Source organism: Streptomyces sp. NPDC004051, assembly GCF_053604275.1.
Map to the genome: position 1 here is coordinate 1 of NZ_JBSGHG010000056.1, position 24,136 is coordinate 24,136.

Annotated in this window: 17 protein-coding genes, 1 pseudogene and 1 riboswitch; of the genes and pseudogenes, 4 read left to right on the forward strand and 14 right to left on the reverse strand. The window is 72.0% G+C overall.

Going from position 1 to position 24,136, the window contains the following annotated elements; genetic code table 11:
- From ACWEQO_RS32815 to ACWEQO_RS32830, 4 genes and pseudogenes are all read right to left on the reverse strand, one after another.
- Positions 1–99: pseudogene (locus ACWEQO_RS32815) on the reverse strand (VOC family protein); the annotation flags it as partial.
- 21 nt (positions 100–120) lie between these two features.
- A complete protein-coding gene (locus ACWEQO_RS32820; protein WP_452986251.1) occupies positions 121–894 on the reverse strand; it encodes a M23 family metallopeptidase in 774 nt (257 codons plus the stop codon).
- Positions 895–906: 12 nt separating this feature from the next.
- Positions 907–1,072: riboswitch (cyclic di-AMP (ydaO/yuaA leader) on the reverse strand.
- Positions 1,073–1,261: 189 nt separating this feature from the next.
- Positions 1,262–2,683: a M16 family metallopeptidase gene (locus tag ACWEQO_RS32825; protein WP_361462406.1), complete on the reverse strand. Its 1,422-nt coding sequence runs from the start codon at positions 2,681–2,683 to the stop codon at positions 1,262–1,264.
- Positions 2,680–4,068: a M16 family metallopeptidase gene (locus ACWEQO_RS32830; RefSeq protein WP_452986263.1), complete on the reverse strand. Its 1,389-nt coding sequence runs from the start codon at positions 4,066–4,068 to the stop codon at positions 2,680–2,682. Before ACWEQO_RS32830 ends, ACWEQO_RS32825 begins: the two co-directional genes overlap by 4 nt.
- Positions 4,069–4,515: 447 nt before the next feature.
- Between ACWEQO_RS32830 and ACWEQO_RS32835 the strand changes: the two genes are divergently transcribed.
- Entirely contained in the window at positions 4,516–6,972 is a 2,457-nt protein-coding gene (locus tag ACWEQO_RS32835) for a DNA gyrase/topoisomerase IV subunit A (RefSeq protein ID WP_452986252.1), read from the forward strand.
- Positions 6,973–7,000: 28 nt separating this feature from the next.
- On the opposite strand, the gene ACWEQO_RS32840 is transcribed toward ACWEQO_RS32835, so the two are convergent.
- Complete coding sequence (locus ACWEQO_RS32840; protein WP_452986253.1) at positions 7,001–8,095, reverse strand: CobW family GTP-binding protein; 1,095 nt, start codon at positions 8,093–8,095, stop codon at positions 7,001–7,003.
- A 173-nt stretch (positions 8,096–8,268) separates the two neighbouring features.
- On the opposite strand from ACWEQO_RS32840, the gene ACWEQO_RS32845 reads away from it, so the two are divergent.
- Both ACWEQO_RS32845 and ACWEQO_RS32850 read left to right on the forward strand, forming a co-directional pair.
- A complete protein-coding gene (locus ACWEQO_RS32845; RefSeq protein ID WP_452986254.1) occupies positions 8,269–9,210 on the forward strand; it encodes a sucrase ferredoxin in 942 nt (313 codons plus the stop codon).
- Between the two features lie 273 nt (positions 9,211–9,483).
- Positions 9,484–10,170 (forward strand): response regulator, encoded by a 687-nt coding sequence (locus tag ACWEQO_RS32850; protein WP_452986264.1) that lies wholly within the window; start codon positions 9,484–9,486, stop codon positions 10,168–10,170.
- A gap of 28 nt (positions 10,171–10,198) precedes the next feature.
- Here the strand turns inward: ACWEQO_RS32850 and ACWEQO_RS32855 are convergent, their stop codons facing one another.
- From ACWEQO_RS32855 to ACWEQO_RS32865, 3 genes are all read right to left on the reverse strand, one after another.
- Complete coding sequence (locus ACWEQO_RS32855; protein ID WP_452986255.1) at positions 10,199–11,788, reverse strand: solute symporter family protein; 1,590 nt, start codon at positions 11,786–11,788, stop codon at positions 10,199–10,201.
- Positions 11,785–12,303: a DUF485 domain-containing protein gene (locus tag ACWEQO_RS32860; protein ID WP_452986256.1), complete on the reverse strand. Its 519-nt coding sequence runs from the start codon at positions 12,301–12,303 to the stop codon at positions 11,785–11,787. The genes ACWEQO_RS32855 and ACWEQO_RS32860 overlap by 4 nt, the downstream gene beginning before the upstream one ends.
- 79 nt (positions 12,304–12,382) lie before the next feature.
- Positions 12,383–14,506, reverse strand: coding sequence for a DNA gyrase/topoisomerase IV subunit B (locus ACWEQO_RS32865; protein WP_452986257.1), 2,124 nt, complete (start codon positions 14,504–14,506; stop codon positions 12,383–12,385).
- Between the two features lie 444 nt (positions 14,507–14,950).
- On the opposite strand from ACWEQO_RS32865, the gene ACWEQO_RS32870 reads away from it, so the two are divergent.
- Positions 14,951–15,181: a DUF7455 domain-containing protein gene (locus ACWEQO_RS32870; RefSeq protein WP_361462188.1), complete on the forward strand. Its 231-nt coding sequence runs from the start codon at positions 14,951–14,953 to the stop codon at positions 15,179–15,181.
- A 236-nt stretch (positions 15,182–15,417) separates the two neighbouring features.
- On the opposite strand, the gene ACWEQO_RS32875 is transcribed toward ACWEQO_RS32870, so the two are convergent.
- The 6 genes from ACWEQO_RS32875 to ACWEQO_RS32900 form a co-directional block, all read right to left on the reverse strand.
- Positions 15,418–16,260 carry a S1 family peptidase gene (locus tag ACWEQO_RS32875; RefSeq protein WP_452986258.1) on the reverse strand — a complete coding sequence of 281 codons (843 nt, stop codon included), beginning with the start codon at positions 16,258–16,260 and terminating at the stop codon, positions 15,418–15,420.
- Between the two features lie 167 nt (positions 16,261–16,427).
- The gene (locus ACWEQO_RS32880) at positions 16,428–17,954 is read right to left on the reverse strand and encodes an RNA polymerase sigma factor (protein WP_452986259.1); all 1,527 of its coding nucleotides are present in this window, start codon (positions 17,952–17,954) and stop codon (positions 16,428–16,430) included.
- Between the two features lie 476 nt (positions 17,955–18,430).
- Positions 18,431–19,303: a FadR/GntR family transcriptional regulator gene (locus ACWEQO_RS32885; protein ID WP_361462179.1), complete on the reverse strand. Its 873-nt coding sequence runs from the start codon at positions 19,301–19,303 to the stop codon at positions 18,431–18,433.
- A 163-nt stretch (positions 19,304–19,466) separates the two neighbouring features.
- Positions 19,467–21,422 carry an ABC transporter ATP-binding protein gene (locus ACWEQO_RS32890; RefSeq protein WP_452986260.1) on the reverse strand — a complete coding sequence of 652 codons (1,956 nt, stop codon included), beginning with the start codon at positions 21,420–21,422 and terminating at the stop codon, positions 19,467–19,469.
- Between the two features lie 99 nt (positions 21,423–21,521).
- Positions 21,522–22,280 carry an NUDIX hydrolase gene (locus tag ACWEQO_RS32895; RefSeq protein WP_361462173.1) on the reverse strand — a complete coding sequence of 253 codons (759 nt, stop codon included), beginning with the start codon at positions 22,278–22,280 and terminating at the stop codon, positions 21,522–21,524.
- 107 nt (positions 22,281–22,387) lie between these two features.
- On the reverse strand, positions 22,388–24,100 hold the full coding sequence (locus ACWEQO_RS32900; protein ID WP_452986261.1) for a DUF4192 domain-containing protein: 1,713 nt from the start codon (positions 24,098–24,100) through the stop codon (positions 22,388–22,390).
- Between the last annotated feature and the right edge of the window lie 36 nt (positions 24,101–24,136).

Genomic DNA, 24,136 nt, shown 5'->3' on the forward strand with positions numbered 1-24,136 from the left:
TCGGCAGCGGTCGTGCCGGTCGGCGGTGAGGGCCGGGGACTGCTCGATGACCAGGTAGGTCGGCCCGAGGTGCCAGCTGCGGCCGTTGTCCCAGCGGCGCGGCTCCGTTCTCGTTGCGGGTCAGAGGTCCACGCCGTGCGCGCGGAGGTAGGCGACCGGGTCGATGTCGGAGCCGTACTCGGCGGTCGTACGGGCCTCGAAGTGCAGATGCGCGCCGGTGACGTTGCCGGTGGCGCCGGAGACGCCGATCCGCTGCCCCGGGGTGACCTGCTGTCCCACCGAGACGGCGACGGCCGACAGGTGGCCGTACTGGGTGTAGGTGCCGTCGTGCATCCTGATGACGACCTGGTTGCCGTAGGCGCCGCCCCAGCCGGCCTCCACGACGGTGCCCATGCCGACCGAGAGCACGGGGGTGCCGCTCGCGGCGTGGAAGTCGACACCGGTGTGGCTGCCGGAGGACCAGACGGCGCCGCCGGACAGGTAACCGGTCGAGACGTAGGAACCCGCGATCGGGGACACGAAGGCGTTGAGGCGTTCGCGCTCGGCCTCCCGCGCGGCACGCTCCTCGGCTTCGCGGGCCTCCTCGGCCTCCTTGGCCGCCCTCTCCCGGGCGGCCTCCTCCGCCGCCTCGCGCGCGGCGGCCTGGGCCGCTTGCCGCGCGGCCTCGTGCTGGGCGGCCGCCTGGGCGTCGACCTGGGCGGCGGCTTCGTCACCCAGGGCGACGACGGGGGTCAGGCCGGTCTGCTGCGCGGCGGGTCCGGCGGCGAGCGCCGAGGGTGCGAGGGAGCCGACCACGCCGGTGGTGGTGAGCGCCGCGACGCCTGCCGCCCTGGCGGTGCCGCGGTGCATGCGGCCGGGACGACGGTGCTTCCCGGTGACGCGTGTGAACGCCATGCAGGGGGTGGTCCTTTCCTTCCCTCTCGCCTACCGGGTCAGCTGAAGGGTTCGGAGCAGGAAGGTCTCCTACGGGCCCTCGCGACAGGCGCGGGCGTCCGATTCACCCCGGGGACTGCACGACCGGGTGCCCGGCTCCCCTGGCTCGCGCCGTGCGGGGACTCGGCGATGGCTGTCCGGTGCCGCGGGTGCGGCGCACTGCCCGACGAACAGCCCGGACGACGCTAAGCGGGGCGTCTTTCCGTTCCCAAACGGATCCCGTCTTTTGTAGCGCATCCCACAGGGCAGACAGGACCGCTCCACCCCAATTCGGGCACGGGCGGGCCCCGGTGGCTTTCACGCCACCGGGGCCCGTACGCGCGTGCGCTCAGCCTGCGTGCGCCGGCTGCTCGGCGGGCACGACCGTGACCGCGCCGATGCCGAGCGCCTCGACGGGCGCCTTGATCTGCGCCGCGTCACCGACCAGGACGGTCACCAGACGGTCCACCGGGAAGGCGTTCACCACGGCCGCGGTGGCCTCCACGGTGCCGGTGGCGGCGAGCCGGCGGTACAGCTCGGCCTGGTAGTCGTCGGCCAGGTGCTGCTCCACCTGGTCGGCCAGGGTGCCGGCGACGGCCGAGGCGGTCTCGTACTTGAGCGGCGCGACCCCCACCAGGTTCTGCACGGCGACGTCACGCTCGGCGTCGGTGAGGCCCTCCGCGGCGAGCGTGCGCAGCACCGTCCACAGGTCCTCGAGCGCGGGTCCGGTGTTCGGGGTGTCGACGGAGCCGCTGATGGCGAGCATGGCCGCGCCCGTGGCCCCTCCGGCGGAGGAAGGGGGCCCGGACCTCAGGACCTGGCCGAACGCCCGCACGCCGTAGGTGTAGCCCTTCTCCTCGCGCAGGACGCGGTCCAGGCGGGAGGTGAGGGTGCCGCCGAGGCAGTAGGTGCCGAGCACCTGCGCGGGCCACACGCGGTCGTGCCGGTCCGCGCCGACCCGGCCGATCAGCAGCTGCGTCTGCACGGCGCCGGGGCGGTCCACGATCACGACCCGGCCGGTGTCGTCGGCGACGACCGGCGGCACGGGCCGCGGCTCGGCGACCGACCCGGTCCAGGAGCCGAGGGTGTCGCCGAGCAGTTCGTCCAGGTCGACGCCGGTGAGGTCGCCGACGACCACCGCGGTGGCGGTCGCGGGACGGACGTGCTTCTCGTGGAAGGCGCGTACGGCCGACGAGTCGATGCCGGCCACCGTCTCCTCGGTGCCCTGCCGCGGGCGGGACATCCGCGAGGTCGCCGGGAACAGCTCCTTGGAGAGTTCCTTGGCGGCACGGCGGGAGGGGTTGGCCAGCTCGTGCGGGATCTCGTCGAGACGGTTGCGGACCAGGCGTTCGACCTCGCTGTCGGCGAACGCGGGCGCCCTGAGGGCGTCGGCGAGCAGCCCGAGCCCCTTGGCGAGCCGGGAGGCCGGCACCTCGAGGCTCAGGCGCACTCCGGGGTGGTCGGCGTAGGCGTCCAGGGTGGCGCCGCAGCGCTCCAGTTCGGCGGCGAACTCCTCGGCGGAGTGCTTGTCGGTGCCCTCGGAGAACGCCCTCGCCATGATCGTGGCGACACCGTCGAGCCCGTCGGGCTCGGCCTCCAGGGGCGCGTCGAGCAGCACCTCGACGGCGACGATCTGCTGGCCGGGACGGTGGCAGCGCAGGACCGTCAGACCGTTGCCGAGCGTGGTGCGCTCGGGGGCCGGGAAGGCCCAGGGCTTGGCCTCGCCCGCCTGCGGCTGGGGGTGGAAGTCCATCGTGGCAAGCTCGGTCACTTCGCCGTCTCCTCGTTCTCGTCGGTGCCGGCGGCCGCGGCTTCTCCGGTGCCGGCGGCCGCTGCTTCTTCGGACTCCCCGGCCTCGGGGGCGACGGGCTCGTAGACGAGCACCGCGCGGTTGTCCGGGCGCAGACGGGCCTCGGCGACCTCCCGGACCTCCTCGGCGGTCACGTCGAGGATGCGCCCGACGGCGGTGAAGGCGAGCTGCGGGTCGCCGAACAGGACGGCGTACCGGCACAGTTCGTCGGCCCGGCCGGCGACGGTGCCGAGCCGGTCCAGCCACTCGCGCTCCAACTGGGCCTGGGCGCGCTCCATCTCCTCGGCCGTGGGACCCTCCGCGGCGAACCGGGTGAGCTCCTCGTCGATCGCCGCCTCGATGACCGGCACCTCCACATCGCCGGACGCCTTCACGTCCAGCCAGCCCAGGGAGGGCGCCCCGGCCAGCCGGAGCAGGCCGAATCCGGCCGCCACGGCCGTGCGGTCCCGGCGCACCAGCCGGTTGTAGAGCCGGGAGGACTCGCCGCCGCCGAGGACGGTGAGCGCCAGGTCGGCGGCGTCGCTCGCGCGCGTGCCGTCCTCGGGCAGCCGGTAGGCGGCCATCAGCGCACGCGCGGGGACCTCCTCCTCGACGAGCTCACGCAGCTCCTCGCCGATGATCTCGGGCAGCGAGCCGTCGCGGGGCTCGGGCTTGCCGTCGTGGGAGGGGATGGAGCCGAAGTACTTCTCGATCCAGGCGAGCGTCTGCTCCGGGTCGATGTCGCCGACGACGGAGAGCACGGCGTTGTTCGGCGCGTAGTACGTGCGGAAGAAGGCGCGGGCGTCCTCCAGGGTGGCCGCGTCCAGGTCCGCCATCGAGCCGATGGGCGTGTGGTGGTACGGGTGGCCGTCCGGGAAGGCGAGGGCGGTCAGCTTCTCGAAGGCCGTGCCGTAGGGGACGTTGTCGTAGCGCTGGCGGCGCTCGTTCTTGACGACGTCCCGCTGGTTCTCCATGGACTCCTCGTCCAGGGCGGCCAGCAGGGAGCCCATGCGGTCGGCCTCGAGCCAGAGCGCGAGCTCCAACTGGTGGGCCGGCATGGTCTCGAAGTAGTTGGTCCGCTCGAAGCTGGTGGTGCCGTTGAGCGAGCCTCCGGCGCCCTGGACCAGCTCGAAGTGACCGTTGCCCTTCACCTGCCCGGACCCCTGGAACATCAGGTGCTCGAAAAGGTGAGCCAGACCGGTGCGTCCCTTGACTTCGTGGCGCGAGCCGACGTCGTACCAGAGGCACACCGCCGCGACAGGGGTCAGGTGGTCCTCGGAGAGCACCACGCGCAGGCCGTTGGACAAACGGTGCTCGGTCGCTGTCAGGCCGCCGGAGCCTGCCTGGGCTGTGGCCGTGTGACCCATGGGCATGTACGTCCCTTCGCTCGCGGAGGCGGTCGTCGCATCCGCCGTTCGTGCCGGTCCTGCCACTGTATGCAAGCGTCCGGGGCGCCGACGGAGTTCCCGGACGGGGACCGGTTCGCCCAGAGCGAGAACCGCGGGTTCCGGGTGGGGCGGGAGGACGCGGACGTGGCCCGTGTGACGTGTGGGGTCTCCCCGGCGCCGCACCCTTCGCCGCCCCCCGCTGTCCCCTTCGCCGCCCCTGCGCTGTCCCTTTCGCCGCTCCTTCCGCGGGCCGGGGCCCCGGCCCGCTCGCGGCGCCGACGGCACGTGCGCGTACTCTGCTCGCGCCACCGGCCCCGGCTCCCGACGGAGGGCCGCGGCGGGGTCCTGGTCCCCGGTTGTCGGTGCGGCGGTCCACAATGGTCCGCGTCAGATACCGTCCCACGCCTCAGCAAGGAGCCGGCAGCGATGGCCCGCCGCAGCACGAAGACCCCGCCGCCCGACGACTCGTACGAGGAGCGGATCCTCGACATCGACGTCGTCGACGAGATGCAGGGCTCCTTTCTCGAGTACGCGTACTCGGTCATCTACTCCCGCGCCCTGCCGGACGCGCGCGACGGCATGAAGCCGGTGCACCGCCGCATCGTCTACCAGATGAACGAGATGGGCCTGCGCCCCGACCGCGGCTACGTGAAGTGCGCGCGCGTGGTCGGCGAGGTCATGGGCAAGCTGCACCCCCACGGCGACGCGTCGATCTACGACGCCCTGGTGCGCATGGCGCAGCCCTTCTCGATGCGGGTCCCGCTGGTCGACGGCCACGGCAACTTCGGCTCCCTGGGCAACGACGACCCGCCGGCCGCCATGCGGTACACCGAGAGCCGGATGACCGAGGCCACGGGCCTGATGACCGAGTCCATCGACGAGGACACGGTCGACTTCGCGCCCAACTACGACGGCCAGGAGCGGGAGCCGGTGACCCTGCCCGCCGCGTTCCCGAACCTCCTGGTGAACGGGGCGTCGGGCATCGCGGTCGGCATGGCCACCAACATGCCGCCGCACAACCTCCGCGAGGTGATCGCGGCCGCCCGGCACCTGATCCGGTATCCGAACGCCGATCTCGACGCCCTGATGCGCCACGTGCCGGGCCCCGACCTGCCGACGGGCGGCAGGATCGTCGGCCTCCCGGGCATCCGGGACGCGTACGAGAAGGGCCGCGGCACCTTCAAGATCCGCGCGACGGTCACCGTGGAGGACGTGACGGCCCGCAGGAAGGGCCTGGTCATCACCGAGCTGCCGTTCACGGTCGGCCCGGAGAAGGTGATCTCCAAGATCAAGGACCTGGTCGGCTCGAAGAAGCTCCTGGGCATCGCCGACGTCAAGGACCTCACCGACCGCGCGCACGGTCTGCGCCTGGTCGTCGAGATCAAGAACGGCTTCGTGCCGGAGGCGGTCCTGGAGCAGCTGTACAAGCTGACGCCCATGGAGGAGTCCTTCGGCATCAACAACGTGGCCCTGGTGGACGGCCAGCCGCTCACCCTGGGCCTCAAGGAACTGCTCGAGGTCTATCTCGACCACCGTTTCGAGGTCGTACGCCGCCGCTCGGAGTTCCGCCGCGGCAAGCGGCGCGACCGGCTGCACCTGGTCGAGGGCCTGCTCACCGCCCTGGTGGACATCGACGAGGTCATCCGTCTCATCCGCTCCAGCGAGAACTCCGCGCAGGCGAAGCAGCGTCTGATGGAGCGCTTCTCCCTGAGCGACATCCAGACGCAGTACATCCTGGACACCCCCCTGCGCCGTCTCACCAAGTTCGACCGGATCGAACTGGAGGCGGAGCAGGAGCGGTTGACCGAGGAGATCGAGGAGCTGACCCGCATCCTGGAGTCGGACGCGGAGCTGCGCAAGCTGGTGTCGGCCGAACTGGCCGCGGTGGCCAAGAAGTTCGGCAACGACCGCCGTACGGTCCTGCTGGACGGTTCCGCCGCCCCGGTCGCCGCCGTGCCGCTTCAGGTGGCCGACGACCCGTGCCGGGTGCTGCTGTCCACCACGGGCCTGCTGGCCCGCACGGCGAACGCGGAGCCGTTCCCCGTGGACGCGGGTGCCAAGCGGGTCAAGCACGACCTGATCGTCTCGGCGGTGCCGGCCACGGCCCGCGGCGAGGTGGGGGCGGTCACCTCGGCGGGGCGCCTGCTCCGGGTGAACGTCATCGACCTGCCCCAGCTGCCGGAGACGATGCCGACCCCGAACCTCTCGGGCGGGGCGCCGGCGGCCGAGATCGTCTCCCTCACGGAGGACGAGCAGGTCGTCTGCCTGACGACGCTCGACGAGTCGTCGCCGGGCCTGGCGCTCGGCACACAGCAGGGTGTCGTCAAGCGCGTCGTGCCCGACTACCCCTCCAACAAGGAGGAGTTGGAGGTCATCACGCTCAGGGAGGGCGACCGGATCGTCGGCGCCGTCGAACTGCGCACGGGCGAGGAGGACCTGGTCTTCATCACGGACGACGCGCAACTGCTGCGTTATCAGGCCTCGCAGGTCCGTCCGCAGGGCCGTCCCGCCGGCGGTGTGGCGGGCATCAAGCTCTCGGAGGGCGCGAAGGTCATCGCCTTCGCGGCGGTCGACCCGGCGGCGGACGCGATGGTGTTCACGGTCGCGGGCTCACGCGGCACGCTGGACGACTCCGTCCAGACGACGGCCAAGCTGACCCCGTTCGACCAGTATCCGCGCAAGGGCCGGGCCACCGGCGGGGTGCGCTGCCAGCGGTTCCTCAAGGGCGAGGACTGTCTCTCCCTGGCCTGGGCCGGTGCCGCTCCGGCCCGCGCCTCGCAGAAGAACGGCGCTCCGGTCGACCTGCCGTCGCCCGACCCGCGCCGCGACGGCTCGGGGGTGCCCCTGCCGAAGACGGTGGCGATGGTGGCGGGACCGTCCTGACCCCGCCGGCCGGCACCGGCGGGGTGCGCTAACCCCGCGGGTCGTCGGGGTCGTCGGGGTCCTGTACGTAGCGCAGCACGCCCCACATGCCCTGTTCGTCGGCGTGCGGGGCGTCGGCGTGCGGGGCCTCGGCGACGCAGGCCTCCAGCTCCTTGCGGAGCGTGGCGGTGTCGATGCCGGTCCCGATGAGCACCAGCTGCGTCAGCCGCTCCGCACCGGCCGGCCGGGCTTCCGGGTAGAACCGCAGGAACCGGCCGACGGCGTGGACGGCGTACCGGTTCCCGGGGTCGTACGGCCCGAAGTCGACGTACCCCTTGATCCGGTAGAGCCCTTCCGGCCTGCTGTCGAGGAACCGGATCAGCCGCCGGGGGTCGAGGGGCGCGGCGGAGGCGAAGGAGAGGCTGTCGTACGCGGCGTGCAGGTGCCCGGTGTGCTCGTCGGCATCGTCCTCCGCCTCGGCGTCGGCGGGCCCGTGCCGGGGCAGGTCGTCGAAGGAGAGCTGCCCGACGCGTTCCTCACCGGGCCTGCAGTCGAAGAGGAACTCCGGGTCGACACGGCCGTGTGTGGCGGGCACGACGGCGGCGCGGTCGACGAGCGACCGCACGACGTCGAGCACGCGCTCCGCGTCCGCCGCCCGGTCGGTCTTGTTCACGACGACCAGATCGGCCAGGCCGAGATGCCGGTCGATCTCGGGGTGTTCGGCGCGTGTCCGCCCGAACTCGGCGGCGTCCACGACCTCGACGAGCCCGCCGTAGACGACGCCGGGGTGCTCGCTGGCGAGCACCATCCGTACGATCTCCTGCGGCTCGGCGAGACCGCTGGCCTCGATGACGATGACGTCGATCCCGGCGGACGGCCGTGCCAGCCGCTCGAGGTACACGTCCAGCTCGCTGCCGTCGACCGCGCAGCACAGGCACCCGTTCCCGAGCGAGAGGGTCGAGTCGCCGAGCGCGCCGGCCACGGCCATGGCGTCGATCTCGATGGCGCCGAAGTCGTTGACGACGGCCCCGATACGGCTGCCGCCGCTGTGGTGGAGGAGATGGTTGAGCAGGGTGGTCTTCCCGGAGCCGAGAAACCCGGCCAGGACGACGACCGGAATCTGCCGACCGCTGCTGCGCTCCACTCCGCGCCCCCTCACACCCTCGCGCACACCGGCCCGCGCCCCGGCGTACGTCCGCGAACCGACTGGCCCGCCAGGATATGCGCGGCCGGCCGGGTCATGCTCTGACCCCGTCGGAGCGGGGTACCCGTGAGCCGGAAAGCAGCCTCGGAACAACTCAGGTTAGGCTCACCTCTGTGAGTACGTGCTCAACCGTGTCCCGCGAGCTCGACGAGCCCGTCGCGGGAACCGCGGCCACCGCGAGGACCTGGCTCCTGCTGGAGCAGTCCGGCCCGTGGGGCGCCAAGGCGCTCACCTCGAGCCACCTCGACCCCGCTCTGGGCCACGCCCTGGAGGCGGCCACCAAGGGCACCGGAGTGCGGATCGCCCTCATCCGGCGCCCGGGACGGCACGCGGACCCCCGGACCCCCGCCACCCGCCGGGTGTACGCGGCCCACACCGTTCCGGGGAACACGTGGCTGCACACCGCCGCGACCACGGACCCCGAACGGCTGCTCGACCTCGACTTCGCCGCTCTCGGCAGGGGTCAGAGCGACACCTTCGACGCGGCGCTCGGCGGACGGCCGCACGAGGGGGACCCGCTCGCCCTCGTCTGCACCAACGGCAAACGCGATCGCTGCTGCGCGCTCCTCGGACGCCCCCTGGCGGCCGAACTCACCGCCTCCGGGGTCCAGGGCGTCTGGGAGGTCACCCATCTGGGCGGACACCGGTTCGCACCGACGGTGCTCGTGCTGCCCCACGGCTACGCGTACGGCAGGGCCGGGGCGCACACCGTCCAGGAGGCGCTGCACCGCCTGCGGGAGGGCCGGATCCTCGTGGAGGGGTGCCGCGGGAGCTCCGCCTGGGAGCGTCCCGGCCAGGCGGCCGAGCTGGCCGTGCGGACCGAGGCGGGCGAGTACGCCGCCGAGGCGCTGACCGTCGTGCGGACGGACGGGGCGGCGCCGCGCTGGCAGGTGCTCGTCGCGCACGTCGACGGGCGCCGGTGGCGGGTGGAGGTGGCGCAGGGCGCGTCCCTGCCGCCCCGCGCGGAGAGCTGCGGAACGTCGGTGCTGGGCGCACCCGCGCGGATGGACGTGGTGGCGGTGCGCGAGGTGACCGTGACGGCACTCGCGAGCTGACCGGCCGCGCGCGACTGCTCACGTACGGCGGTGCTCGGTGCACGCGGCACCGGGCCCGGAACTCCCGCGGAGCAACGCGAGTTGATCTTCACTGAGAGCTGGTCCACCGAGGAGCCGCCGATCCACCGCGACCGGGGCATCGGGCTCTCCCCCGTCCGCCGGCTCGCCGAACCCCAGGACGGCACCGCGACCGGGGACGAGGCGGAGGGCGGGGGCGTCCTGCCCCGTGCCCGTCCCGCCGTCCGTCCCGCAGAGCACCGAGGAGGAGCCCTGATGATCGAGGTCCTGGTCGTGGACGACGACGTCCGGGTCGCACACGTCCACGCCGCCTACGTCGAGAAGGTGCCCGGCTTCCACGTGGCCGGCCAGGCGTACAGTGCGGCCGGGGCGCTCAGCCTGATGGAGACCCTCCCCCGGCTGGATCTGGTGCTCCTGGACCACTGTCTGCCCGACCGGACGGGCCTCGAGGTCGTCCGGGAGATGCGCGGACGCGGCCACCAGACCGACGTGATCATGGTGACGGCGGCGCGGGACGTGTCCACCGTGCAGGCGGCGATGCGGCAGGGCGTACTGCACTACCTGGTCAAGCCGTTCGCCTTCGCCGGGCTGCGCGCCAAGCTGGAGGCCTATGCGGAACTGCGCCGCACCCTGGACGGCGGTGGCGAGGCGGAGCAGGCCGAGGTGGACCGCATCTTCAGCATCCCGTCGGCGTCGGCGTCGACGGAGCCCGCTCTGCCCAAGGGGCACTCCCCCACCACCGCGGACCTGGTCCGCCGGAGCCTGATGAACGCCGGCGGCCCGCTGTCGGCCCGGGAGCTCGCCCACCGCACAGGGGTGAGCCGCCAGACCGCGCAGCGCTACCTCAAGCTCCTGGAGCGCACGGGACGGGCCACGCTGACCCTCAAGTACGGCGACGCGGGCCGCCCGGAGCACCGTTACGTGTGGGCGGGCCGCACCTGAGGACGCGGGAGGCCCCGGGGCCGGGGCGTCACACCGCCCCCGCGCCGGTCAGCGACCGCACCTCGGTCTCCGCGTGCTTGGCCTCGTCGGGGACCTCGGCCGAGGTGACCGTGCCGAGCCAGCCCGCCAGGAAGCCCAGCGGGATGGAGACCAGGCCGGGGTTCTGGAGCGGGAAGAGCTGGAAGTCGGCACCGGGGAACAGGGAGTCGGGGCTGCCGGAGACCACCGGGGACAGCAGCACCAGCACCACGGCCGGGATCAGACCGCCGTAGACGGCCCACACGGCGCCACTGGTGGTGAACCTCCGCCAGAACAGGGAGTAGAGCAGCACGGGCAGGTTGGCGGAGGCGGCCACGGCGAAGGCCAGCCCGACGAGAAAGGCCACGTTGAGGTCGCGGGCCAGCAGGCCGAGCGCGATCGCGAGCACGCCGATGCCGAGGGCGGCCACCCGGGCCACGGCCACCTCGCTGCGCGGCTTTCCGCGGCGGCGCACGGACGCGTACAGGTCGTGGGCGACGGACGCCGAGGAGGCGAGCGTGATCCCGGCGACGACGGCGAGGATCGTGGCGAAGGCGACCGCTGCGACGATCGCGAACAGAACTGTTCCGCCGGTGGAGCCGGCGCCGCCGCCGAGGTCGAGCGCCAGCAGGGGGACCGCCGTGTTCCCGGCCGCGTTGGACCCGCGCACGGCATCCGGCCCGACGACGGCGGCCGCGCCGAAACCGAGGACGATCGTCATCAGGTAGAACCCGCCGATGAGCCCGATCGCCCAGACGACCGAACGCCGGGCCGCCCGCGCGGTCGGGACGGTGTAGAAGCGGGACAGGATGTGCGGCAGCCCCGCCGTGCCCAGCACCAGGGCGAGCCCCAGACTGACGAAGTCGAACCGGGAGGTCCAGTCCCCGCCGTAGGCGAGCCCGGGGGCCAGGAACTCCTCCCCGTGACCGCTGCGCTCGGCCGCCGTGAGCAGCAGGCGGTTGAAGTCGCCGTGGAACCGGAGCAGGACGAGGACGGTCAGCGCGATGGTGCCGCCGAGCAGCAGGACCGCCTTGACGATCTGGATCCAGGTGGTGGCCCGCATCCCTCCCATCGAGACGTAGACCACCATGAGCGCGCCGACCCCGACGACGGTCCAGGCCTGCGCCGCCTCGCTGCGGCCGCCGAGCAGCAGCGCGACCAGGCTGCCCGCGCCCACCATCTGCGCCACCAGGTACAGAACGGACACGGTGACCGACGAGGTTCCCGCGGCGATCCGCACGGGCCGTTCCCGCATCCGTGCCGCCACCACGTCGGCGAGGGTGAACCGCCCGCAGTTGCGCACCAGTTCCGCGACCAGGAACAGGACCACGAGCCAGGCCACCAGGAAGCCCACCGAGTACAGCATCCCGTCGTAGCCGAAGAGCGCGATCAGCCCGGAGATGCCGAGGAAGGAGGCGGCCGACATGTAGTCGCCCGCGATGGCAAAACCATTTTCCATCGGCGAGAAGAGCCGGCCGCCGGCATAGAACTCCTCGGCCGAGCCCTGCCGCCTGCGGCTCACCCAGGTGGTGATCCCCAGCGTGACCGCGACGAACGCGCTGAACAGCAGCAGGGCCAGCGCCTGGTGATCCCGCGTCACGAGGCACCGCCCCGCTCCCGCGCCAACTCCTGGGTGTCCCAGCGGAGTTCCAGTGCGGTCCGGTCCCTGCGCAGTCGCGCGTGCCGGGTGTAGGCCCAGGTGAGCAGGAAGGTGGTCAGGAACTGGCCGAGCCCGGCGAGCAGTCCCACGTTCACGGCGCCGGCCACCGGCCGGGCCATGAGGTCCGGCGCGGCCGTGGCGGTGACGACGTACGCCACGTACCAGGCGCAGAAGACGGCGACCGCCGGGACCACGAACCTCCGGTAGCGGCTGCGCACTTCCCGGAACGCCGCGCTGCGCTGCACCTGGAGGTACACGTCGGCCGTGTCCGCGGCCCCCTCCGGCCAGCCCGCCGCCTGCCCCACCGGGGGAAGCGCCGGGTGCACCGCCGTCGGCACTCCGGCGCCGGTCGCCTCACCCCAGCCCGAGGCGAGGGCGTCGTACCAGGGATCGTCGTACCCCACGTCTGCGGGACCGCCTCCACCAGGGTGGGGACGATCATTGCTCTGCTGCATGCCCAAGGATGGACAGAACGGGAAGATCCCCGACTCTTCTTCCCGTTCCACTTCACCCCATCAGGTGACGGTGTGCCCGCTACGCGTCGATGCGCGACCGGTCGAGCGTCGCCGCCGAGTTGGAGATGAACTCCTTGCGCGGAGCCACGTCGTTGCCCATGAGCAGATCGAAGACCTGCTCGGCGGAGTCCAGATCGGTGAGGTTGATCCGGCGCAGGGTGCGGTGACGCGGGTCCATGGTGGTCTCGGCCAGCTGGTCCGCGTCCATCTCGCCGAGGCCCTTGTAGCGCTGGATCGAGTCCTTGTAGCGGATGCCCCTGGTCTGGAAGTCCATCAGCTTGTCGCGCAGTTCGCGGTCCGAGTACGTGTAGACGTACTTCTCCTGCCCCTTCTTGGGCTGGACCAGTTCGATGCGGTGCAGCGGCGGCACCGCGGCGAACACCCGGCCGGACTCGACCATGGGCCGCATGTAGCGGTGGAACAGCGTCAGGAGCAGGGTGCGGATGTGGGAGCCGTCCACATCGGCGTCGGTCATCATGATGATCTTGCCGTAGCGGGCCGCGTCGATGTCGAAGGTCCGTCCGGATCCGGCCCCTATGACCTGAATGATCGCACCGCACTCCGCGTTCTTCAGCATGTCCGTCACGGACGACTTCTGAACGTTGAGGATCTTTCCGCGGATCGGCAGCAGCGCCTGGAACTCGGAGTTCCGGGCGAGCTTGGCCGTACCGAGCGCGGAATCCCCCTCGACGATGAACAGCTCACTGCGCTCGACGTCGTCGCTGCGGCAGTCGGCCAGCTTGGCGGGCAGGGAGGAGGTCTCCAGCGCGGTCTTGCGGCGCTGGGCGTCCTTGTGCTGGCGGGCGGCGATACGGGTCCGGGCCGCGGCGACGGCCTTCTCCAGGACGACCCGGGCCTGCTGGGCGTCGTCGCGCTTGGTGGAGGTCAGGAAGGCCTTGAGCTCCCGGGAGATCACCGTGTTCACGATGCGGCGGGCCGCCGAGGTGCCGAGGACCTCCTTGGTCTGGCCCTCGAACTGCGGCTCGGCCAGGCGGACGGTGACGACGGCCGTGAGGCCCTCCAGGGCGTCGTCCTTGACGATGTCGTCCTCGGCCACGCGCAGCAGCTTCTTGGTGCGCAGCACCTCGTTCACGGTCTTGGCGACGGCCTGCTCGAAGCCGGCGACATGAGTGCCGCCCTTGGGGGTGGCGATGATGTTGACGAACGACCGGAGCGTCGTGTCGTAGCCGGTCCCCCAGCGCATCGCCACGTCGACACCGAGTTCCCGGGTCATCTCGGTGGGTGTCATCTGGCCGTACTCGTCCAGGACCGGGACCGTCTCCTTGAAGGTGCCCTGGCCCGTGAAGCGGAGGGTGTCGCAGACCGCCTTGTCGGTGGCCAGGAACTCGCAGAACTCGCTGATGCCGCCGTCGAAGCGGAAGGACTCCTCGCCTTTGCTGTCGCCGTCGCCGAGCCCGTACTCGTCACGGACGACGATGGTCAGGCCGGGCACCAGGAAGGCGGTCTGGCGGGCACGCTGGTGCAGGGTCTCCAGGGTGAGCCTGGCGTCCTTGAGGAAGATCTGGCGGTCGGCCCAGTAGCGCACGCGGGTGCCGCTGCGGGTCTTCGGGATCTTCTTGGCCTTGCGCAGTCCGCTCCCGGCCTCGAACTTCGCGTCGGGGCCCGCGGCGGCGAAGGCGCCGGGGACCCCGCGGCGGAAGCTGATCGCGTGGGTGTGCCCGCCGCGGTCCACCTCGACGTCCAGCCGCGCGGACAGCGCGTTGACGACGGACGCGCCGACGCCGTGCAGTCCGCCGGACGCGGCGTACGAGCCGCCGCCGAACTTGCCGCCGGCGTGCAGCTTGGTCATGACGACCTCGACACCGGAGAGGCCGGTCTTGGGCTCCACGTCGACCGGGATGCCCCGGCCGTTGTCCCGGACCTCCACCGAGCCGTCGTCGTGGAGGACCACCTCGATGTGGTCGCAGTGGCCCCCGAGGGCCTCGTCCACCGAGTTGTCGATGATCTCCCACAGGCAGTGCATCAGACCGCGGCTGTCGGTCGATCCGATGTACATCCCGGGGCGTTTCCGCACGGCCTCGAGCCCCTCGAGGACGAGCAGGTGCCGCGCGGTGTAGTTGGAACCGTCCCGGTCTGCTCCTGCCAGCAGAGCTGTGGACGGCACGGACGTCTCGGCGGTCACGCGGTTCGCTCCTCGCTGAATTTCAGATGGGGCCCTCATGGGTAGGGGCACGTCACTTGTCACCGGTGAGAGGGTACCGAGGCCTGATAGAGCCGTTGTCACGCCACCCTCGTCTGAAACGTAGACTAGTAGAGAGTCGCATACCTGTTCGATCCCTCGGTGGAGTGAAGCACACATCACGTTCCCATCCAGGCATGAACCATTTAGGCTCCGGGCACGTCCTCAACAACAACCGGCAACCCGGCCGGGAGGACCGACCACCACCGATCCGACGCGAATCCGTACGACGACACAGCCACGCGATACGGCACATTCGCCCCCACCCGGCAACACCCAGCCGCCTCGGAAAGAATTTTTCGAGAAGAAGCCACGAGCGGGAACGTTTTGGGGCTGGTTGGATGTTGACCCTGGTACGACAGCTCGTCGAGCTAGAGAAGAGGCGACGTGACTACTGTTCTGACCCCCGCGAGCCCGCTGACGGCCGCCGATCGCTGCGACCGCTGCGGCGCCCAGGCATACCTGCGCGTCGTCCTGCTGAGCGGCGGAGAACTGCTCTTCTGCGCCCACCACGGCCGCAAGTTCGAGCCGGAACTCAAGAAGATCGCCGCCGAGATACAGGACGAGACGGAGCGGCTGACCTCCCCTGCGGCGGGCGCCGCCGCGGAAGAGCGCTGACACCTCGCGCACCACGACGGGCCGGCCCGCGAAGGGCCGGCGGGGAGGGCGGCCGCCCCGAAGCGGAAGCGGCCGCCCTCCTCGTGCGCGAGAAATCTCACGGAAAATCTCACAAGAAGCACCGCGAGGGGCGCCCGGCAAGCGCGCGAGGACCGCTTCCCGCGACTCCCGAGGCCCGCCTCAGGGCCTGCCGGGCAATCTGGGGCGCGGTTCCGTGATTGTCATGTCTGCGACATTCATGCCGGTGTCCGGCCGAGGGTCCGCACGACCTCGGACACGCGTGTGTAGACCCCCGGGCTGCCCTCCCAGCCGCAGCCGCTCCCCCAGGAGACCAGCCCGATCAGCCGCCCCCGGGCCACCAGCGGCCCGCCGCTGTCCCCCTGGCAGGCGTCCGGCCCGCCGGCCTCCTCACCGGCGCACACCATGGTGCCCGCACGGTACTCGCCTTCGTCACCCCCCGGGTACGCGTCCTCGCACAGGGTGTCGTGCAGGACGCGCACATGTGCCGCGTGCAGGCTGCCGGCGAAGGAACCGGAGCCCGTGGTGTCACCCCAGCCGTAGACGGTCGCGGCCGCGCCGACCCGGTACCCGGGATCGCCCGCGGCGGCCATGCCGATGACCGACTCCGCGGGCAGCGCCGTGGCCAGGGTGAGCACGGCGAAGTCACCGGAGTTGCCGGCCGGGTCATAGTCCGGGTTCACCCAGGTCCTCCGGACGGGTATCTCCTCGCCCCGGTCCGAGAGCAGGTCCGTGCGGCCCGATATCACCCTGAGGTCGGGCACCCGGTCCGGCGCGGCCCCCAGGACCTCCTCGCCCATGCAGTGGGCGGCGGTGAGCACGGTGGTCCGGCCGACGGCCACACCACCGCAGAACTGTCCCGCCCGGGTACCCCCGAACCGGTCACGGCTGGCCAGTGCCACCGTCCACGGGCTCTCGGACACATCGATCGGGAATCCTCCGACGACGACACCGCCGGGAGCCGCTGAAGCCGCCGGAGCGGCCGCTGCCAGCGGTATCGCGGTCGCTGCGGCGGCGAGGGCCAGTGGCCGGGCCAGAATCCGGGCTAGGCGACGACGCATGCGAACTCCTCACACTGGGGCGTTGATGGGACACCCAGGGTGATCCACCTCGTCGCGCCACGCACCCGCGGAACACCACCGAGGCCCGGCCCCGAGAACGGGACCGGGCCTCGGTGGACGCGTGGCTCGACGCCTGGGCGGACGGCCTCGCACGGCCGCCGGACGGCCTAGTCGAGGTAGTCGCGCAGCACCTGGGAACGGGACGGGTGGCGCAGCTTCGACATGGTCTTGGACTCGATCTGGCGGATGCGCTCGCGCGTGACGCCGTAGACCTTGCCGATCTCGTCGAGGGTCTTCGGCTGACCGTCGGTGAGACCGAAGCGCATGGAGACGACGCCCGCCTCGCGCTCGGACAGGGTGTCCAGGACGGAGTGCAGCTGCTCCTGCAGAAGCGTGAAGCTGACCGCGTCGGCCGGGACGACGGCCTCGGAGTCCTCGATCAGGTCGCCGAACTCGCTGTCGCCGTCCTCGCCCAGCGGGGTGTGCAGGGAGATGGGCTCGCGACCGTACTTCTGGACCTCGATGACCTTCTCCGGGGTCATGTCGAGTTCCTTGGCCAGCTCCTCCGGGGTGGGCTCACGGCCCAGGTCCTGGAGCATCTGGCGCTGCACGCGCGCGAGCTTGTTGATGACCTCGACCATGTGCACCGGGATACGGATGGTGCGGGCCTGGTCGGCCATCGCGCGGGTGATCGCCTGCCGGATCCACCAGGTGGCATAGGTGGAGAACTTGTAGCCCTTGGTGTAGTCGAACTTCTCCACCGCGCGGATCAGTCCGAGGTTGCCCTCCTGGATGAGGTCCAGGAAGAGCATGCCGCGGCCGGTGTAGCGCTTGGCCAGGGAGACCACCAGACGGAGGTTGGCCTCCAGGAGGTGGTTCTTGGCACGGCGCCCGTCCTCGGCGATGATCTCCAGCTCGCGCTTGAGCTTCGGCGCCAGCTTGTCGGAGTTGGCCAGCTTGTCCTCGGCGAACAGACCGGCTTCGATCCGCTTGGCGAGCTCGACCTCCTGCTCGGCGTTGAGCAGGGGCACCTTGCCGATCTGCTTGAGGTAGTCCTTGACCGGGTCGGCGGTGGCACCGGCGGCGGCGACCTGCTGGGCGGGCGCGTCGTCCTCGTCCTCGTCGGACAGGACGAAACCGGCGCTCTCCGTGCCCTCCGGCTCCTCCGTCGCCTTGGTCTCCTCGACGGCCTCTTCGTCCGTCGCCTCGATGTCGTCCTTCTTGGCCGCGGTCCTCTTGGCGGCCGTCTTCTTCGCCGTGGCCTTCTTGGCGGCCGTCTTCTTCGCGGTGGTCTTCTTGGCGGCCGCCTTCTTGGCGGGCGCCTCCTCCTCGGCGGCTTCCGCGGCGGGGGCGGCAGGTGTGGCTGAGGCGCCGGTCTTCCGGGTGGTCGTCGTCTTCGTCGCGACCGTCTTGGTGGCGGTGCGCTTGGCGGGACTCTTCGCTGCGACGCTCTTTCGGGTGCGCTTGGGCTCCGCGGCACTGACCATCAGCGTCACACCCTCTTCCTCGAGGATCTGGTTGAGGCTGCGCAGTACGTTCTTCCACTGAGTGGCCGGAATCTGGTCGGCTTCGAAGGCCCGACGCACGTCATCGCCGGCGATCTGCCCCTCAGCCTTTCCCCGCTCGATGAGCGCCATGACAGAGACGGATTCGACGATCTCCGGCGGGAGCGTACGGGATGTGCTGGCCGACACGAACAACCTCTCGGAACGTTGAATAACGGCTTTCGGCCCCGTCCACGACGGACAGGAGCCGACCGCCGACTTGGGGATGGGCCGACGGTGCGGGCGGGGCCGGGGAGGTGCACAGCGCCGTGAACGGCGTCCGTATTCCCTCCGCGACTGCCACCTCTTAGGTCATCGCGTTCTTTCCAGGAGTGTTACGTCCAATCCGCGTGGCCCGAGTCACACCTCGTAAGCGCCCAGAATCGATCATACCGGGACGGAAAAGGTCACTCGGGGGTGAGAGCGGCACGGTGCCGGACCTCACGGCCCCTTCACCACTGTAGGACCCCGCGGGATCAAAGGTGATCCCGCGGGGTCCGGCAGGAGACGGTCCACCGGTCGGACGCCGCCACAGGAGGGGGTGGCACGCCGGACCCGGCCGCCTCCGGAACGTGGTCGGTGTTCGCGCGGGAGAAGTGCGGGAACGTTCGGTGCGCGCGGGGGTTTCAGTGCTCGCGCGGGGCGGGCACCACGGGGTGGCCCATCAGCAGCTGGCTCATGGCGGCCTCGGCCGCCTCGCCGTCACCGCCGGCGAGGGCGTCGACGATCTGGGCGTGGTGCGCGAGCGACGTCTCGTTGGGCCGTTCACAGCCCGTGACCGGCCCGCCCGAGATCTGCAGCGCGGCGGACACGATCCCGGAGAGGTGCTCCAGCATGCGGTTGCCGGCGACCTGGATGAGCATCGAGTGGAACTCGGCGTCGGCCCGGGCGAAGGTCAGCGCGTCGCCCTGTCCCATCGCGTGGCCCATGATCTCCACCATGTCGGACAGACGCTGCTGAACGTCCTCACGCCCGTGCCCGGCGGCGAGACGGGCGGCCAGCGGCTCGATCGTCCAGCGCAGCTCGCAGAGCTCACGACGCTGGTCGTCCCGCTGGGGCCCGAAGGCCCGCCACTCGATGATGTCCGGATCGAGGAGATTCCAGTCGCTGACCGGACGCACCCGCGTACCGACGTTCGGGCGGGCGCTGACCAGACCCTTGGCCTCCAGGACCCGGAGCGATTCACGGACGACGGTGCGGGAGACCTCGAAACGCTGGCCGATCTCCTCGGGAACCAGGGGGCGGTCGGCTCCCAGGTCACCCGAAACGATCATCTGACCCAACTGCTGGACGAGTTGGCCGTGCAGTCCGCGCCCGCGGCTGCCCGCGGCACGGCGGCCCGTGCGGTTCAGTTCGGGATCGGTGTCCCAGACAGGGGCCCCGGCGCGGCCGCCGACGGGCGTGTCGGCATAGGGGTAGCGGTCGATTTCACCCGGGTTCGCGAGGCCGGAGTCTGCGGAGCGGGCGGTGGTCATCATGGTGTGCGCAAGGGTACTCACGCATCTTTTGTCGGCGCGGCTCCCAACTCCCTTGAGGAGTTTGGTGAAAAGCACACGAAAGGGTGATCGCTCACCCCGTCGCAATTGACGCCTTATCGGAAAGAAGTGGGCTCCCTCCGGGGAGTTGTCGGCAGGGGCGGACCGATCACGTCGCGGTCGGTCGTCAACGGGCCCTGTTCCGCAAGGATGTGAGCAGATACGCGCAGAGCAGCACCGCCAGCGACAACGCCAGGGCGCCGCCCACGGGCTGGGCGAACATCCGCAACGCGCCCCACAGATACCGCTCACCCCCGAGGGGCCACTGGAGCGGGAGCATTTCACGCAGCCGCAGCGGCAGCCCCGCCGCGCTCCGCACCGCCGGCCCGCCGACCGCCGCCCGCACCAGGGGCGCGACGAGGAGGGGCACGGCCACGACCACGGCGAGCCCGGCGGTGGTGGACCGGAAGATCCCCGCCGCCAGCACCCCGGTCCAGGCACACCCGATCGCGAGTCCGAGCCAACTCACCCCGAGCGGGAGCCAGTCGCCGGGGACTTCGACGAGCTCCCGGCCGTACACGAGATAGAGCACTTCGGCGTCGCACCCGATCGTCAGCACGGCCAGCACCAGCGCGGTGACCGAGGCGACGAGGAGTTTCGCGGTCAGCAGCTCCAGGCGCCGGGGCACGCTGCCCCGGTCCGCCGCCAGAGCGGGGTGGCGGAACTCCTCGCCGGAGGCCAGCGCGCCGAGCAGCCCCGCCCCGAGGGCCGCGGGCGGCAGGGGCGACTCCGCGGGCCACGCCGCGAGCAACCGTGGCTGCGGGGTGTGCCCGGTGCGGGCCAGCAGTACCGCGGTGAGCATGGACACCGCGAGCACGACGGCGCCGACGAGGAACCCGGTACCGACGCCGGTGACCCGACGGATCTCGTAGCGCACCGGGCGGAGGGGGCTGGGGACGGGACGGACCGCGATGGGAGGCGGCAGACCGATCGAGGACTGCGGGAGACGCTCTCCCTCGTCGGCGCGGGACCCGGCCGGGTCCTCGACGGCGGAGGGCGGCGGGCCGGAGGGCGGTCCGACGGCGGGGGGCGACTCCCCGGTCGGGCACGGCACGGTGGCTGGGGGCGGTGTGGCGGCCGGGGGCAGCGTGGCGACAGGAGGCGGTGTGGCGGCTGAGGGCAGCGTGGCGGCAGGAGGCGGTGTGGCGGTGGAAGGCGGCTCGTCCGAGAGGGCCGGCGGCCGTCCGGTGCGCGGCGTGCCCGCGCCGGGGCCCATGTCACCGATCTCGTCCGCGAGTCGGTGCACGACGACGCCGTTCCGGAACGCGGTCTCACCGATGTCGGCGCAGGTACTGCCGTAGACGGAGAGGCGGTTGCCGCCTTCCTGGGCCACCTCCACGGAACGCCGGTCGGCACGGGCCTCCTTGGCGAGCAGCGAGGACAGACGGGCGGCGTGCGGGGTGCGGACGACGACGCGGGGGCGGAGCCGGGTGCGTGAGAAGTCCGCGGCCGGCTGGTCCGCCACGATCCGGCCCTGCTCCAGGGTGACCACCCGGTCCGCGACGCGCGCCGCTTCCTTGGGGTCGGCCGTCGCACTCAGGACGGTGCCGCCCCGGGCCGCGTAGGCCCGGAGCATGCCGTGGAGCCGGCGGCCCTCGCCGGCCGAGAGTCCGCGGGCGGGCTCGTCGAGCACGAGGGTGTGCGGGTCCGCCAACAGCGCGCAGGCCAGCCCCAGGTGCCGGTCCATACCGCGCGAGAGCGTGCCGAGGCGTTCCTCGCGCAGGCTCACCAGCCCGACGGCCTCGAGGACTTCGTCGGCGCGGCGGACCGGGACCCCCGCGGCGGCGCACAGCATGCGCAGGTGTCCGCGGACGGTGCGTGCGGGGTGGCCCGGCACTTCACCCAGCAGCACCCCGACTTCGCGGGACGGGTGCCCGATGCGGTGCAGGGGACGGCCTCTGAAGTAGGTGATCCCACGGCCCGGTTGGAGTTCGAGCATGAGTCTGAGCACTGTCGTCTTGCCCGCTCCCGGCGCTCCGAGCAGCGCGGTGACATGGCCTGCGCGCGCCTCGAAGGAGACGTCGTCGACGGCGGGCGGAAGCTCTTTGCGGGGGTTGCTGGTCAGTCCGAAGGCCTGGATCACCCGAAGCAAGATAGCGCGCCATATCGGGTTTTTCGGGCATCGCCAGGCCTGCCCGGAACGGGGAATCAGCCGTGCGGGACACAGGGTGCGTCCCCCGTGTCACACCTCGGGGCGCAGCATCGGCGGGTTGAGCAGGGTGGCTCCGCCGGCCCGGAAGAGCTGAGCGGGGCGACCGCCCTGCCGGGTGGTCGTGCCGCCCGTCGGAACCAGAAAGCCCGGCGTTCCCGTCACCTTGCGGTGGAAGTTGCGCGGGTCCAACGCCACCCCCCACACGGCCTCGTAGACGCGGCGCAGCTCACCGACGGTGAACTCGGGCGGGCAGAAGGCCGTGGCCAGCGACGAGTACTCGATCTTGGAGCGGGCGCGCTCCACCCCGTCCGCCAGGATCTGGGCGTGGTCGAAGGCGAGGGGCACCACCGGCTCGTCGCCCCTGCCGTACCCCGCCTGCTGCAGCAGTTCGTCGACCTGGGCCCACCGCGCGTTGCTGGCGTCGCCGCCCGCCCTGGGCGCGGGCAGGTCGGGAGCGAGCGCGAGGTGCGCGACGCTGACCACACGCATCCGGGGGTCGCGCTTGGGGTCGCCGTAGGTGGCGAGCTGTTCCAGATGCGCGCCGTCCGCCTGGGCGGGGGCAGCGGGGTCGTGCACCCGCAGCCCGGTCTCCTCCGCCAGTTCGCGCGCCGCGGCCTGGGACAGGTCCTCGTCGGCCCGCACGAATCCGCCGGGCAGCGCCCAACGCCCCTGGAACGGCGGTTCGCCCCTGCGGACCGCCAGCGCGCACAGGGCATGACGGCGCACGGTCAGCACGACCAGGTCCACGGTGACGGCGAAGGGCGGAAAGGCTGACGGGTCGTAGGACATGCGGCGATCATAGTCGTCTCCCTGACGATAAACACTCCTTTCGTCGGCTCGGAGGGCGAACCGTCCGCCGCCGGCATCGCCCTCCTCCGCTCAGCCACCGAGCCCGGTCACTCAGCCCCCGCGCTCCCCCTGCCACGGGACCGCGCCTCCGGCGAGGCCCTGCGCCGAGAACGCGTGGCGTCCGGCCGCCCGTGCCCGGGGCGCGCCCCACTCGGCCGCGTGCCACCGATCGCGGTACGGAGATCACGGGGATCACGGGGATCACGGGGATACGGAATCCGCGCGCCCGGCCGGTGTCCGTCGGAACTCGGCCGGCTCGGGGACCCACCACCTGTACCGGAGGCATGGGTGCGCCGCCGACGGCGCGGGGACGTCTCGCGCCGTACGGAGGCCGCCTCCGCGGAAGGCGTGATCCCCTCCCCGCCCTCCGGCGCCCGTACGCCCGGCGCCCCGGCGCCCTCCCCCTCGCCGGTCCCGGTGGCCGGGTCGGCGGCTCGGTCGCCGTGGTCCGTCTTCCCGTGGTTCTCGCGTTCCGCCCGCAGGCACCGGCGGATCGATTCCGGGTCGAGGCCTTCGTTGCAGGCCTGGTGCAGAAGACGGGCGAAGAGGTAGTCGGGATCGGCGCCGAGCGCCATGGCAAGCGCCTCCCTGGCCTCCAGTTCGTCGCCGGTGGACCACGCGACCCAGCCGGCGAGCGTCAGGGGCGCCGCGGCGTGTTCGCCGTACGAACCGACACAGCGGCGGGCCAGGGCCCGCCACAGCCGGAGCGCGGGACCTGCCTCCTCGCCCTCCATCCACGCGGCCGCGCGGTCCCGGGTCGTCCGGTCCTGCAGACCGAGGATCAGCGTCGCCGCCTCGTCGTGCCGGAGCAGTTCGTCGTCCCGCAGATCCGCCGGGAACACGCCGGGCACGGGCGGGACCTCGGCGAGCCGGCCCATGACCTGCTCGGCCAGTTCCAGCGTCCTCTCGGCGACCTGGCACCGGCCCGCCGCATCGAGGATCCTGGGGATCAGCGCCTTGCTGGCGGCGTCCAGGGCGGCCTCCTGTCCGAGGGCGGCGGCGTCCTCCCGCGGGAGGAACCTCGCCCGCAGCTCCCGCAGCGTGCCCCGGACCTGAAGCCCGGCGTAGGTCGCGGCGGCGGCCAGCACCGAGGTGCCGGGCAGCCCCATCGGCACCCCCTCCGGCGGACAGCACGCCCCGTCGTCACAGCAGTACGACCAGAAGCGGCCGTCCGACAGGCACAGGGCCTCCACCACGGGAACGTCCAGGGCGCCGCACTCGACGCGCAGCGCGTGGGCGAGCGGGCCCAACCGCTCCTTGACCTGCGCTCCGGGTTCGGAGCCGCCCGGGTCCTGGCAGAGGAAGACAATCATCTGCTCGGGCTTGGCGCCGCGGCGCTCGCTGCCCGTCACCAGCCCCTGGGCCAGTTGCCGGGCGGCCGCGGGCCAGTCGTCCCGGTTCGCGGGGATGCCGAGCCTGGCGCGGCCGCCGAACCGGCTCCGTCCGTCCTTGTCGTACAGGGCGACCAGGACGATGCTGTCCTCGGGCCGGTAGCCGAGGAGGTAGGGCAGCGCGTCGGCGAGTTCGGCGGGGGTGCGCAGCGTGACCTGCTGGGCGTCGCCGTGGTTGCCGTAGGCGGTGCAGGCGATGTCCTTCGTGCGCCGGGGGTGTGCGTGCTCGCCGCCGTGCGTCCTCTGCGGTGGGAGCTCGGCGGGACGGGCGACGTCCTCGGGGCCCGGAAGGCCGGCGGGCTCGTCCCGCTTCCGCCCGACGACGCCGTCGTTTTCGGGGGATCCGTTCGTTTCGCTGCGTTTCGTCATGAGAAGAAGATTTCGCGGATCGGGAAACCCTGCTCG